This is a genomic window from Nocardia sp. CA-128927 (assembly GCF_050955855.1).
GTDB lineage: Bacteria > Actinomycetota > Actinomycetes > Mycobacteriales > Mycobacteriaceae > Nocardia.
The window spans coordinates 4028451-4041406 of sequence record NZ_CP192087.1 but is presented as its reverse complement, the minus strand read 5'-3'; the positions used below and the strand labels follow the sequence as shown (position 1 = coordinate 4041406).

The 12956-nt window shown below is 66.0% G+C and carries 13 protein-coding genes; 8 read left to right on the top strand and 5 right to left on the bottom strand.

Translation table 11 applies throughout. The annotated features are described in order from the left end of the window. Positions 1-6: 6 nt before the first annotated feature. Entirely contained in the window at positions 7-780 is a 774-nt protein-coding gene (locus ACQPW1_RS19150; protein WP_433664048.1) for a MerR family transcriptional regulator, read from the top strand. Positions 781-788: 8 nt separating this feature from the next. On the opposite strand, the gene ACQPW1_RS19145 is transcribed toward ACQPW1_RS19150, so the two are convergent. Then, positions 789-1211, bottom strand: a complete 423-nt coding sequence (locus ACQPW1_RS19145; protein ID WP_433664047.1) for a VOC family protein — start codon at positions 1209-1211, stop codon at positions 789-791. 56 nt (positions 1212-1267) lie between these two features. Continuing rightward, on the bottom strand, positions 1268-3238 hold the full coding sequence (locus ACQPW1_RS19140) for a S9 family peptidase (RefSeq protein ID WP_433664046.1): 1971 nt from the start codon (positions 3236-3238) through the stop codon (positions 1268-1270). Positions 3239-3319: 81 nt separating this feature from the next. On the opposite strand from ACQPW1_RS19140, the gene ACQPW1_RS19135 reads away from it, so the two are divergent. Both ACQPW1_RS19135 and ACQPW1_RS19130 read left to right on the top strand, forming a co-directional pair. Beyond that, positions 3320-4447 carry a glycoside hydrolase family 3 N-terminal domain-containing protein gene (locus tag ACQPW1_RS19135; RefSeq protein ID WP_433664045.1) on the top strand — a complete coding sequence of 376 codons (1128 nt, stop codon included), beginning with the start codon at positions 3320-3322 and terminating at the stop codon, positions 4445-4447. 116 nt (positions 4448-4563) lie between these two features. Continuing rightward, a complete protein-coding gene (locus ACQPW1_RS19130; RefSeq protein ID WP_433664044.1) occupies positions 4564-5385 on the top strand; it encodes an alpha/beta fold hydrolase in 822 nt (273 codons plus the stop codon). Between the two features lie 5 nt (positions 5386-5390). Here ACQPW1_RS19130 and ACQPW1_RS19125 read toward each other — a convergent pair whose 3' ends face one another. Beyond that, on the bottom strand, positions 5391-7481 hold the full coding sequence (locus ACQPW1_RS19125; protein WP_433664043.1) for a CocE/NonD family hydrolase: 2091 nt from the start codon (positions 7479-7481) through the stop codon (positions 5391-5393). Positions 7482-7610: 129 nt separating this feature from the next. Further along, positions 7611-8078 (bottom strand): winged helix-turn-helix transcriptional regulator, encoded by a 468-nt coding sequence (locus ACQPW1_RS19120; RefSeq protein ID WP_433664042.1) that lies wholly within the window; start codon positions 8076-8078, stop codon positions 7611-7613. Between the two features lie 85 nt (positions 8079-8163). Here ACQPW1_RS19120 and ACQPW1_RS19115 point away from each other — a divergent pair, with 85 nt between their 5' ends. The 4 genes from ACQPW1_RS19115 to ACQPW1_RS19100 all read left to right on the top strand — a co-directional run bounded on the left by ACQPW1_RS19115 (position 8164) and on the right by ACQPW1_RS19100 (position 11152). Beyond that, positions 8164-9060, top strand: coding sequence for an MFS transporter (locus tag ACQPW1_RS19115; RefSeq protein ID WP_433664041.1), 897 nt, complete (start codon positions 8164-8166; stop codon positions 9058-9060). Next, positions 9061-9387, top strand: coding sequence for an MFS transporter (locus ACQPW1_RS19110; protein WP_433664040.1), 327 nt, complete (start codon positions 9061-9063; stop codon positions 9385-9387). Between the two features lie 46 nt (positions 9388-9433). Further along, the gene (locus tag ACQPW1_RS19105; protein ID WP_433664039.1) at positions 9434-10336 is read left to right on the top strand and encodes an alpha/beta fold hydrolase; all 903 of its coding nucleotides are present in this window, start codon (positions 9434-9436) and stop codon (positions 10334-10336) included. Between the two features lie 66 nt (positions 10337-10402). Further along, entirely contained in the window at positions 10403-11152 is a 750-nt protein-coding gene (locus ACQPW1_RS19100) for a MerR family transcriptional regulator (protein ID WP_433664038.1), read from the top strand. Between the two features lie 52 nt (positions 11153-11204). On the opposite strand, the gene ACQPW1_RS19095 is transcribed toward ACQPW1_RS19100, so the two are convergent. Further along, positions 11205-11849, bottom strand: a complete 645-nt coding sequence (locus tag ACQPW1_RS19095) for a DNA alkylation repair protein (RefSeq protein WP_433665282.1) — start codon at positions 11847-11849, stop codon at positions 11205-11207. A gap of 211 nt (positions 11850-12060) precedes the next feature. Between ACQPW1_RS19095 and ACQPW1_RS19090 the strand changes: the two genes are divergently transcribed. Next, positions 12061-12954: a class I SAM-dependent methyltransferase gene (locus tag ACQPW1_RS19090; protein WP_433664037.1), complete on the top strand. Its 894-nt coding sequence runs from the start codon at positions 12061-12063 to the stop codon at positions 12952-12954. Positions 12955-12956 lie beyond the last annotated feature (2 nt).

The window sequence follows — 12956 nt, the reverse complement described above, 5'->3', positions numbered from 1 at the left end:
TGTTCGATGCTGACCATCGGCGAGCTGGCGTCGTACGCCGGAGTAACGGTGCGCGCGGTGCGGCACTATCACGCCAAAGGGCTACTGCCAGAACCTGAACGGGACCACTCCGGTTACCGCAGGTACGGCCCCGGCACCGTGGTCGAGCTGATCAAGATCCGAACCCTCGCCGAAGCCGGAGTCCCACTGGCGCGCGTGCGAGAGCTGCTCCAGGCCGACCCGGAGGAGTTCGCCGCAGCCGTCGCCGACATCGATAAGCGCCTTCAGGCCGAGATCCGGCAGCGGCAACTCCACCGCGAGCGGATCGCCCGGCTCGCCGCGGGCGACAGTCTGGCGTTGCCATCCGAGGTGGTCGAGTTTCTCGACCAATTGAGGGCACTCGGTGTCGACGAGCGGATCATCCAGGTCGAACGCGACGGCTGGATCCCGCTGGCCGCGCGCACACCCGAACGAGTCCCGGAGCTGATGGCACGCAAGCGCGAGCAGATCACCCACCCGCCGCTCATCGACTTCTATCGCACCCTCAGCCAGGCCCTCGACCGGACCGACAACGACCCGATGCTGACCGAGCTGGTCGACAAGGTGGCCGACTACCTCACGCAGCTGGCCGACGACCAGGGCGAGGACTATGTCGGCGGCGCCATCGAGCCATCGTTGGTCGACCTACTCGACACCCTCGCGCTCGATACCGCCCCGCCCACCCGTCGCCTGATCGAACTGCTGAACAAGCGAGGCTGGACCGGCTGGACCAAGCTCGAGCGCGTGGCGCCGACGGCCTGACGCAGACCTCAGGCCGACAGCTTCGAAACGACCAGCTCCAACGCGATGTTGTCCGGGTCCCGGAACTCCAAGATGTAGCTGACACCGATGTCTTTGATCTCCTCACGTTGCACCCCGCAGACATCGAGATGGGCTGCGGCAGTTTGCAGTTCACCAAGTGACCCGAGCGAGAACGCGAGATGGTCGAGCCCGACGTTGTTCTCGTCGAACGGATCGGTGCCCACCGGCCGCAGTCCGATCAACCCGTGCTTCATCCGGTAGATCACCCCACCGTGCAGGAAATCGAGCTGCTGACGGGTCTCGTCGTCCGCATCAGCCGGAATCTCCAGTGCCACAGGCCATCCGAAGACCTTCTCGTAAAAGGCCCGCGACCGGTCGATGTCACACACCGTGAGGCGCAGATGTGCAATGGATTCCACAGAGATCGACATGCGACCGATGCTCGCACACCGCTGCCCTACCCGCCGGTTCGACGGGGCCGGACGAGCTAGTCCAGGTTCTCGACGGTGACCGGCTCGATACCTTCCGCCGGTGGTGTCTTGAACCCGAAAACCTGGCCGTAGAAACTCAACTCGGCGTCCAACGCCCGGCGGATGTTCTCCGCGCGGCGGAAGCCGTGCTGCTCGCCCTCGAAGACTAAGAAGGCCACCGGGATTCGCCGCTCCCGCAGTGCCTCGACGATCATCTCCGACTGATTGAGCGGCACCACCGGGTCGTCGCTGCCCTGCAACACGATCAGCGGTTTGCGCAGCCGGTCGACGTGATGGATCGGCGACCGCTCGCGGTAGATGTCGCGCCTGGCCGGATATTCGCCAATCAAACCGTCGAGGTATCGACTTTCGAACTTGTGGGTGTCAGCGGCGAGCGCCTCGAGGTCGGCGACGCCGAAATGGTCCGCACCGGCGGCGAACGGAGTGTCCGTCCGGGCCAGCGCGGCGAGCGTCGTGTAGCCGCCTGCCGAGCCGCCGCGGATGGCGAGTCGCTGTGCATCGACCCGGCCGTGCTCGCCGAGCCAGCTCGCCGCGGCCATACAGTCGGCTACATCCACGACTCCCCACGCGTCTTTGAGCAGTTCACGGTATTCGCGGCCGTATCCGGTGGAGCCGCCATAGTTGACGTCGACGACGGCGAATCCTCGGCTGGTCCAGTACTGGGTGCCCAGCGACAGCACCGGTAGCGCGGAGGAGGTCGGGCCGCCGTGAATCATCACCAACAGCGGTGGCAGTTCGCCGGCCGGGCCACCGTAACGGTGGCTCGCGGGCGGGTAGAACAGCGCGTGCGCGGTCCGTGGCGCGCCGCTGCGGTCCGTCGAGGGAAACGAGATCGGCTCGGGCACCGAGACCGACGCGGGATCGAGGTCGAGTTCCCGCGGCGCACGGAGGAGCTCGATATGTGTTGTGCCGTCGCCGAATTCGATGCGGTACACACCGAATTCGGTAGTCGGAGTGGCCGCCACCACGACGACGGCGTTCGTACCGGCACGCTGAATCGCGGTGATGGTCGAGAAAGGCAGGTCCGGGTCGACCACCGAGCCGTCCGGCCTGCGTAATCCGAGGCCGTCGTAGCCGTCGCGCCAGCGGGCGAACACGATGCCGCCGTCGTCGAGAACGGTGTAGCGTGCCGACCCCAATTGCCAAGCGGGCATACCGATCTCGGCGTCCAGCTCGATCACCGGGGTGACCGTATCGCCGGATGTCCAGCGGTAGAGATTCCACCACCCACTGCGGTCGGAGAGGAACAGCAGCGAGCCGTCGGGCTGCCAGCGCGGTTCCATCACCGATTCGCCCGGGCCGCCCGCGACCACGGTATCGGCGCCGGTCGCGAGATCACGCACCCGCAGCACGGTGTCGTCCCACGGCATGGACGGGTGATCCCACGACACCAGGGCGAGCGAACCCCCATCCGGACTCAGCCGGGGCGCGACGACGAAATCCGGTCCGGTCACCAGGACTTCCGGCTCCGACGCACGGTCCGCCGACAACCGCACGATCTCGTTGCGAACATCGCTCGCGCCATGCCCGTCGACCGGATGCCTTTCGCGGACAGCCACGACGGCAGTGCCATCCGGGGCGAGCTCGCCGTCGCCATACCGGTCGCCGCGGGGCGCGGCCGGGACCGGGGTCAGCGGCACCGGCACACCACCGGTCTCGAGCCGGTACAACCGCTGGTCGGCCCAGTTGGTGAACCAGAGCACGCCATCGCGCACCCACCATGCCGCGCCGCCGTATTCGTGGACCGCGGTGCGCGCGTCCATACCCTCCGGCAGCAGGTCGGCGACGGTGCCGTCGGCACCGCGGCGCACGATCTGGGTCCGGCCCCCCTCGCTGGGACGTCCCTCCGACCAATAGACATCGGTCCCGTCCACCCGGACCTCCGACAGCCGCACCGCGGCCGTGACAACGAATTCGGAGGTGATGGAGGTCGGCCACGATCCGAAGGGCATCTCTGTGACGGTCACGCGGCCCAGGCTAGTCGTTGGGGCTCGCGTCGCGCCGTCCGATGCGCGACCATTGAGTTGCGTGGGTGGAAGGAGTCGGTGATGCCGCAGCCAACCATTTCGGTCGAACTCCGTTGCTGGCACAGACGTTTGGCTGCGCTGTTCGTATGCGTTTTGGTCGCCGCGATGCAGGTGGCTGCGGCGTCCGGGTCGCAGGCGGCGGGACTGACGCCGCTGCAGTTGGCCGGGCAGCGGGTGATCTATTCGTATCCGGGTTTGGTTCCGCCGCCGGTCCTGTTCGACGCCATCCGCAATGGTCAGGCCGCCGGGGTGATCTTCTTCGGGGAGAACATCTCCAGCGCGGCTCAGATTGCCGGAGTGGTCGGGCAGTTGCGGCAGGCGCAGGCGGAAAGCCCCATCTCGGTGCCACTGTTGTTGATGACGGATCAGGAGGGCGGACTGGTGCGGCGGCTGCCCGGGGATCCGGTGCTGTCGGCGAAACAGGTTGGCCAGTCGGCCAATCCGGTGCTCGCCGCCATCGATGCGGGTATCGGTGCGGGGCGCAACTTGCGCGGGGTAGGGATGAACGTCAACCTCGCCCCGGTGCTGGATGTCTATGACACGCCTGGCAATTTCATCGATCGCACCCAACGCTCCTTCAGCAACAACCCCGCTCTGGTGGCCACGCTGGGGCTGGCGTTCACCGCCGCACAACAGGCCACCGGCGTTGCCGCCACCGCGAAGCACTTCCCCGGCCTCGGCTCGGCGCCCAACGGCCAGAACACCGACCTCGGCCCGGTCACTCTCCCCGTGAGCGCGTCCACACTGCGCTCCGTCGACGAATTCCCTTACCCGGCAGCGATATCCGCCGGGGTGAAGCTGGTCATGCTGTCCTGGGCCATCTATCCGAACCTGGACCCCGTCCTCCCTGCTGGCCTGTCACCCACGATCGTCAACCAGGAACTACGCGCCCGCAACGGCTTCACCGGCGTCACCATCACCGACGCCATCGAGGCAGGGGCGCTGGACTCGTTCGGGACCACCGGGCAACGCGCCACCGCCGCAGCGGCCGCAGGCATGGACCTCATCCTGTGCTCGGCTCGCGACATCAGCCAAGGTGAAGGCGCCACGACCGCCCTGGCAGACGCCTACACCAGCGGCCAACTCGACCCCGCCGCGTTCACCGCCGCCGTCGACCGTGTGACCGCCCTGCGCGCCGGGCTCCCCTGAACCGCGGCATCCAGGATCGCGGCGGCGACCAGCTGTGACGTGGCCGAACACCGTGTCAGCGACCATGTCAGGTCAACGTCAGCCCGGTGTCAGCCGAGCTCGCGACAGTAGTCCACATGAACAGCACACCGAACAACGCGACCGACTCGACCTGGACCGGCCTGGTGCCGATCGACGACACCGCCCTATCCGTAACCGACACCCGCGGCCCCGGCCTCCCCATCGTCTACCTCAACGGCTCCTACGCCGACCGACGCCCGTGGCGGCACCTGATCGCCGAACTCGGCGCCGAGTACCGGCACATCAGCTACGACGAGCGCGCCCGCGGCAAGTCGAAGCAGTCGGCGGACTACTCCTTCGAGGCATGTCTGCGAGACATCGATGCAGTCCTCGACGCCACCGGCGTGGAGCGTCCGATCCTCGTCGGCTGGTCCTACGGCGCATTGCTCGCGGCGCACTGGGCCGAGCGCAATCCCGACCGCATCCGCGGCGTGGTCTCCGTGGACGGCGCGATGCCCTACGGCCTGACCGGCGAGGACGGCCGCGAGCGAATCCGAAAGCTGTTCCACCAGATGCGATTCCTGCTGCCACTGGCCCGTCCGCTCGGCCTGGCCGCGCGAATGAGCGCCGAGCAGCACGCCGACGTCAACATCGAAGCGAACGAACTGCACGCCGCCCTCGCACCGGTCCTCGACAACGTGACCTGCCCGATGCGCTACGTCCTGGCCACCGGATCCAATCTCGGTGGCGGCCAAGAGGAAATGGAAGCCGCGCGCGCCTCACTCGATCCAATCTTCGCCCACAACAAGAACATCCAGGTCAGCGCGAAAGTCCCCAGCAACCACTCGCACATCCTGCGCAAGGACTTCCGAGCCGTCGCCACCGCCATCCGTGAGACGGCAGCGGCCCACGACCAGCAGGGTTCGTCGAGCCGATGACCAGGCTACTTCCAGGCCACCTTGTCGGACGGCCCAAGTGGCAGCACTACTTTCGATGGGTACTGGGCTGAGTGCTCGATCTGCACCGACGACCCGATCAGCCCGGGAATGTCCTGCGGTAGCGGCATCGTGGACGGGAAGCTGCCACTGGAGATTCGGACACGCAGCCGATGCTGCGGTTCGAGTTTCTGAAACGTGGGAAAGACCCGCACCTGATACTCGGTGACCACCCCGGGGGCGACCGGCTGCGTCGAGGTCGTCGTGTTGGGGTGGATCACCGCGTAGATGGTTCCGTCGTCGGTCTTCCACGATCTGTCCTCGTCGACCGCTCGGCGCGTGGCCATCAACGAACCATCGGTGAGTTGCCGGACCGAGCCATCCGGGCCGACGTCCTCGACAGCCACCTGGAAGAGCGCATTGGCGGTGGTCGAACTCGCGAACAGGTCGGCGGTGATCGGTCCGGCGAGCACCATGGATTCATCGAATGGTGCTGTGGTGTAGGTCAATCCGTGCTGCGGCCCGAATTCCGATTGCGAACACGGTTCGTGCACATTGCCGAGGCTCAACAGATTGAAGAGGAATTCGAAGACGCCACCGGTCGCCTTGCCCAGTTCTCTGCCGCATGGATTGTTGACCAAGGAGTAGTCCCAACGATCCGAGGGCTGGTCGCCGGACACCGGTGTGTCGGTCAACCGGTTCCCGTCCAGGTAGAACTTGGTGGGCGTGGCCTCGGTGAAGGGATAACTCGCGGTGCTCAATGCGTTGCCGTTGTTATCGATGACGTTGACCAGCTTGTCATTTAGACCGACACCGTTGTCGATATCCTTGAGCCAATGGTCGAACCAGGCGGCGGTGAGTTCCTCGGTGCGGATCTTCCCGGCCGGGGCGAAGCCGGTGGTGACATGCTGCCAGGGACCTTGCAGCACCTGATAACGCGGATCGGGCTTGATTCGGGAATCCATCGGCCCGTAGGGATCACGGCCCGCGGCGGCATTCTGCAATGCCGCATACATCTGGAAAACCGCGCCCTGGAAGATGTCGGAGTCGCCGCCGACGGCGTAGACAGCTACGTCGTTGTGCACGATATCGGCGATGTTCTCGGACAGCAGCCGGTTGCCGACGATCGGGTTATCCGCGTAGATGCCCTGAGTCAGCAGGTTGGCCGCGAGGCCGAGAACGCCCTGGCCGTCGTCGCCGATGAGTCCTTTGAGGCGGTCGATGATCAAGCCGGGCAACCGAAGTGGCTCGACAAGCGTTGCTTCCCACAGGTTGGCGTACTGGAGCCAGAGTCCCGGCCAGATCACCACGAACAGCGAGATCAACGGGGCCCAGATGCCGTCGCCGAAGACGGACTGGACCACGTCGTAGTCGGTATTCATCGCGAAAATCGCCTTCAGCGGGGAGTTCTCGCCGATTGTCGTGGCGGCATGCATCGCTTCGACACCGGGGAAGGAGTAGCCGAACATGCCGACCTTGCCGTTGGCGTTCGGCAGCTTCGCACTCCAGTCGACGAGCTCGGCGACGTCCTGGGCGCTTCGTGCGCTGATCGGCGACCATTGGCCGCCGGACGCGCCGGTGCCGCGAACATCGGCGATGACGTTGATATAGCCGCGATTGACCAGATCGACCGGGGCGCTCACCTCTTGCAGCACCGAGTTGATGACCGGACCGAGATCGCCGGGCACCGGAATCTTGTATTCCTCGAAAACACCGCCGATCGCGGCCACCAAGGCGCCGTTGTACGCGCCATACGGTGTCACCGACAGCACCACGGGAAACGGGCCTACCGCTGGTTGGTGCGTAACCGGATCCAATGGGAACCGGATCGTCGTGTGTAGATCGGTGCCGTCGCTCATTCGAACGTTTTCGACGATGTCGTAGCCGGACTGGTACTTGCTCTCACTCGGCGTGTAACCCGCAGGCAGGCCGAAACCATTGGGGGCGATGGAAACTGGTCCTACGGCCGGGGCCGCAGTCACCTGAGCGGCCGGTATTGCCGTCCCCGCCAAGGCAATACCGAGCAATACCGCGACCACTGGCACACACTTTCCGCCCGGAATACCCACGCGGTGGAAACTCCGAAATGTGTACCTCATATGCCGACTCCTGCGCGTTTTCCCCGGATGGGTGGTATCCGGTGAATCACATCACGCGCGTTCCCCGGGCCACCATTGACAGAGTTGAGGGATATCGACCTCGTCTGTTGTGCATATGCCCGGCCGCGATCACGCCTCCGAGGGTTCACCTACCTTGCGAACTCGGGTTGTTGCCGCAGTGACGAGCTTGCCCTCGCGGTTTTCGGCGCGCAGTCGGGTGAGCGGATCGCCGTCACGATCGATGAGGGTCGAGTGGGGTTCGTTGTCGGCGAAGGCGTGGCGTTCGCCCCACTGACGCAACGCCACGACGACGGTGAAGAGATCCCGCCCCGCTTCGGTGAGTTCGTAGCTGTGCCGCTTGCCGCCGGGGGTGACGCTGGTGGCGAGGATGCCGTGCTCGACGAGCCTGCGCAGGCGGTCGGTGAGGATGTTCCGGGCGATCCCGAGGCGGTGCTGGAAGTCGGTGAAGCTCGCCGCGCCGTCCATGGCGTCGCGCACGATCAGCAGGCTCCACCGGTCGCCGACGAGGTCGACGGTTCGGGCGACCGGGCAGGTGGGGTCGGTCCAGTCGCGGCCGGAGCCGAGCGTCGTGGTCATGAGCCTCCACCCGATTGGTTGCAATTCGAAACCATTATGCCCTACGCTCCAATGGTTGCATTTTGCTACTAAATTGGGAGGTGCGGTGGCACCAACAGTCACCCGATCGCAGCGATTCGTCTTGGCGCTGGTGTGCGCGGTGGCCGTGTCGACGATCTATGCGATCCAGCCGGTACTGGAAGCAGCAGGCACCAGCCTCGGACTGGCGCGTGGGTCGCTCGGCTGGCTGGTCGCCGCCGGGCAGGTCGGCTACTTCGCCGGGCTCGTCCTGCTGGTCCCGCTCGGCGACGTGCTGAATCGTCGTCGGCTCATCACCGTGCATCTCGTACTCACCGCCGCTGGAGCCGCAGTCGTTGCTGTCGCGCCGAACGGTGCCATCGCGGTGACGGGACTGGCGATCGCGGGCCTGTTCGCGGTCGTCGTTCAGGTGACCGTCGCCTATGTCGCCGCCGTCTCCGCGCCGAGCGAGCGGGGCCGCAACATCGGCGCGGTCACCTCCGGTGTGGTGATCGGCATCCTCGGCGTCCGCGTCCTCGCGGGCGTCCTGGGCGACACGGTCGGCTGGCGTGCGGTGTACGCGCTACTCGCCGCGCTCTGCGTCGCGCTGGCCCTCATCGTCCACACGACGCTCTACCCGGACCACCGAACTCCCGGCGCACGGTACGCACAGGTGCTGGCATCGATGGGACGCCTCGCACCCACGGATCGCCTGTTCCTGAACCGAGGACTGATCACCTTCTTCCTCTTCGCATCCTTCGGAACCCTCTGGAGCGGCCTCGCCCTCCCTCTCAGCACCGCCCCTTGGAGTTTCGGCACCACCCAGATCGGGCTGTTCGGATTGGTAGGCCTGGCCGGAGCACTCGGCGCCGCCCGCGCGGGCCGATGGGCGGATTCCGGTCGCGCACAAGTGATCACCGGTTCCGCATTGGTGTTGCACAGCGCCTCCTGGCTACTCATCGCCCGGACCGAAACAACCCTGTGAATGCTCATCATCGGCATCGTGCTGCTCGACTTCGCCGTCCAAGCAGTACATGTCAGCAGCCAACACCTACTGACCGCAAAGCACCCGGACCACGCCAGCAGCGTCATCGGCGCCTACATGGCCTTCTACTCCCTCGGATCCGCCCTCGGTGCGATCACGACCACCTGGGCGTACAGCCCCTGGGGATGGTCGGCCTCCTGCTGGGTAGGCGCGGCCTACTCCCTCGCCGCACTGGTTCTGTGGGCACTGGCCCAGGTCACCGGCAACACCACTGTCGCCAGTTTGCCCAATCGACAACCGAAACCCAGCACCCATGCGATGCACTAGCTGAGGACTTGACCCTGACCCTGCGTCAGGGTTGGAGGGTTGTCGCATGACGAACAACATCACTTCCTCGGAGCGGCTCGCGCCGCCGATCGGAGGGTTTCAGGAGATCGACGGACGCCGCGTTTTCGTGCATCGCTCGGGTAGCGGCGGACCGGGCGTCGTGTTCCTGCCAGGTGCGAGCGCGGTCGGACTGGACTATTTCGTTGTGCAGCAACAGGTTTCGCAGTTCACCACCGCCGTGGTGTACGACCGCGGCGGCACGGGCTACAGCGATCCGCTTGCCCTGCCGCGCACCGCCACCGCGGTCGCCACGGAACTGCGCGAGTTGCTGCGCGCCGAGAACATCCCCGCCCCATACATTCTCGCGCCACACTCGCTCGGCGCCTTCTACGCGCATCGGTTCGCACAGCTGTATCCGCAGGACGTGGCCGGACTGGTCTGGCTGGACGGACTGCATCGTGACTGGGACGAGTTCATGCCGCCCGCAATGCAATTGGCCGCAGCCGAGCAGATGGGACCCGATTTCGAGCAGCTCGCACGGCTGCGCCCGGCCCTGCGCGAGATGCACGCCGAGTTGTACGCGGACTACCCGGAGCACATCCGGCAACCGCTGATCGACGCCCGGGTGAGTGACGAATGGCTGCGCGTCGGCATCGCCGAGCGCGGCGGCCTGACCGACGTCGCCACCGAACTGCGCGCCGGGGCGAACCTTCCTGACGTCCCGTTGGTCGCTCTCAGCGCGGTGGGCCCCGACCCCACCCAGCAGGCGGAGACGTTGCAGCAGATGCACGACGGCCGAAAGAGAATGGACGCCGCCGTGGTGAGCGCGGTCTCACACGGGGAACAACGCATCCTCACCGACACCGTCCACCACCGCCTCTGCTTCGACCGCCCCGACGCCGTCGTGCAGGCGATCCGCGACGTCATCGACCGGGCTGCTCGCCACTGAATTCCCCCACCCCGCCGTCCCCCTAGACTCGGCACGAACACGTTTCACGAAGACCTGAGGAGGGCGGTGCTCACGATCGGCCAACTGGCGGCAACCGCCGGCGTGACCGTGCGCACCGTCCGCCACTACCACCACGTCGGCCTGTTGCCCGAGCCCGAGCGCGACGCCTCCGGCTACCGCCGCTACAGCGCGCAAGCGGCGGTCGATCTCATCCGGATCAGAACCCTCGCCGATGCCGGTGTGCCCCTGGCCCGCATCGACGCGCTGCTGCACGCACAGCCGACCGAGTTCGACTCGGCCATCACCGACATCGACGCCGAATTACAGCGCAAGATCGACCAGCTCACCGAATACCGCAGCCGGATAGCCGAATTGGCCAGCGGCGAAAGGCTTGTCCTACCCCCCGACGTGGTCGCCATCCTGAACCGAATGCGCAGCCTCGGAGTCAGCGAACTGCGGGCCCGACTCGAGCGCGACTCATGGATTCTCCTGCAAGCACTCGACCCAAGCGCCATGCCTCGGCGAATACGGGCCAAGAACGCCAGCCTCGACGACCCCGAAACAACCCGCCTGATCCTCGCCTGCGACCAATCGGTCGACTGGGATCCCGACGACCCCCGCCTCGACGATCTCATCGATGACCTGGACGCCTGGGAAATCAAATACGAACGAGACAGCACCCAGCCCGAAACCCTGAAGCTGGTCTCCTCCCGAATCTCCGAAGCATCACCGGCCTGGCAACGCATCATCGATGCACTCGCCCACCGCGCCCAACGCCGCCGAACCGCAGGCACCGCGCTCACCTCCGACAGCTGATATCCACGTCGACATACACTGAGTCGCAACGCATCTCGCTGGCCCAGACCTCCTACTTGCCGTTCTGTCGACGCACCATTTCGGTGATCCAGGTAGGTGCGAACGGAGACGTGCAGTTCGGTGGGGTCGGGTAGTCGGCGAGTACCTGCAGACGTTCACCGATGGCGATCGCGCGGGCGCGGTGGCCGAGGTGTTCGATTCCGATCTGGGCCAGGCAGTGGTTCATGGACCATTGCAGGCGATCTGGGGCGTTCTTCATCTCGGCTTCGATGAGGTCGAGTAGTTCGGCGAGGTCGAGGCCCTCGGGCTGTTTCGCGACGCGTTCGGTGGTCAAGGCCCAGCCTGCGCTCGCCACCACTGGATCCGGATCGGCAAACCAGGCCTGGCGCAGGTCTTCTGCGTGCGGGTTCTTCTTCACCACGTAGTTCACGAGCCAGTCGTGCACCTTGGGTATGCGGGCCTCGCGCAGCATGACGTCCAGATCGTCGCGTTCGAAGGCCTTCGGGCGGCAGATCAGGATCGCCAGCAGTCGAGCCGCGGTGTCTCCCGTCTGCCAGAGCTCTATCGCAAGTTCCTGCTGCGTTTTCAACCTCTTCGCGAGCGCGCGCAACTTGGTGAGGTTCACGCCGTGATCGTCACCATGCTTCTCGTTCACCGCGCGTGCCTTCGGGTCTTCGAGCGCGACCAACTCGGCCATCACCTCGGCCACCGGCGTCTCGGTCACCTCAGCCTCCTGTCCGTCACGTGGGATTCAGCCTAGCTTTGCACTAACTGCCTGCAGGCAAGCCAAGCCCCGAAAGTCGTTCCAGATGGGGGTAGTTTGGTCAGCGGACATACGATAATGCCGTGGCCGCCGGTCGCACGTACTGCGCTGTGCCACAGCCGGTTCTACCTATCGGAGGAATGCCGTGCGCGCTGAGGGAGATTCCTGGGACATCGTGAGCAGCGTCGGTGCCACCGCACTGGGCATTGCCGCCGCTCGGGCCATGGAGACCGCCAAACCCGACCCGCTGGTGCGCGACGAGTACGCCGCGCTCTTCGTCCTGGCATCCGGGCACGAGCGGATGATTGCAATGCTCGAAGGCCCTGCGGCCCAGGATGATTGGCTGCTCGGCTCGGGCATGATCGGCCTGCGCACCAAGTTCTACGATGACCATTTCATCGCCGCCGCCGCCGACGGAATACGCCAAGCGGTGATCTTGGCCGCGGGCCTGGACGCGCGTGCTTATCGGCTGCCGTGGCCCGCTGGCACGGCCGTGTTCGAACTCGATCAGCCCGCGGTGCTGGAATTCAAGCGCCGGGTGCTCACCGATAACGACGCGCAGCCGTCGGCGGATCGGCGCGCGGTCGCGGTGGATCTGCGCGAGGACTGGCCCACCGCTCTGCTCGACGCGGGTTTCGACGCGTCTGCGCCAACGGCATGGCTCGCGGAGGGTCTGCTGCCATATCTGCCCGGCGCGGCCCAGGAGGGGTTGTTCGAGCAGGTCACGCAGCTGTCGGCGCCCGGAAGCCGCCTGGCGTTCGATTGGATCGGCAACTACCAGAATCTGGATCAGGTGACCGAGCACCAGACCGAACAAACGCAGAACTCGCCGATGGCCGAGATAGATCTGAGCGAGCTGTTCTACACCGACCAGCGCATCGAGCCGGAGGATTGGTTCGCTACCCGCGGCTGGTCGGCGAACCCGGCGAAGGTGCCCGAACTCGCGGCCCGCTACCACCGCGAACTGCCGCCGATCCCGGAACCGCTCGAGGCGATGTTCCACAGCTCGCGCTGGGTGACGGTCGCCAAACCGCGTTAGCG

Bases quoted from the DNA above. Each gene is read 5' to 3' on its own strand.
- ACQPW1_RS19150 (WP_433664048.1), top strand. From the start codon at position 7: ATGCTGACCATCGGCGAGCTGGCGTCGTACGCCGGAGTAACGGTGCGC.
- ACQPW1_RS19135 (WP_433664045.1), top strand. From the start codon at position 3,320: ATGCCGCAGCCAACCATTTCGGTCGAACTCCGTTGCTGGCACAGACGT.
- ACQPW1_RS19120 (WP_433664042.1), bottom strand. From the start codon at position 8,078: ATGACCACGACGCTCGGCTCCGGCCGCGACTGGACCGACCCCACCTGC.
- ACQPW1_RS19145 (WP_433664047.1), bottom strand. From the start codon at position 1,211: ATGTCGATCTCTGTGGAATCCATTGCACATCTGCGCCTCACGGTGTGT.
- ACQPW1_RS19095 (WP_433665282.1), bottom strand. From the start codon at position 11,849: ATGGCCGAGTTGGTCGCGCTCGAAGACCCGAAGGCACGCGCGGTGAAC.
- ACQPW1_RS19125 (WP_433664043.1), bottom strand. From the start codon at position 7,481: ATGAGGTACACATTTCGGAGTTTCCACCGCGTGGGTATTCCGGGCGGA.
- ACQPW1_RS19110 (WP_433664040.1), top strand. From the start codon at position 9,061: ATGCTCATCATCGGCATCGTGCTGCTCGACTTCGCCGTCCAAGCAGTA.
- ACQPW1_RS19130 (WP_433664044.1), top strand. From the start codon at position 4,564: ATGAACAGCACACCGAACAACGCGACCGACTCGACCTGGACCGGCCTG.
- ACQPW1_RS19105 (WP_433664039.1), top strand. From the start codon at position 9,434: ATGACGAACAACATCACTTCCTCGGAGCGGCTCGCGCCGCCGATCGGA.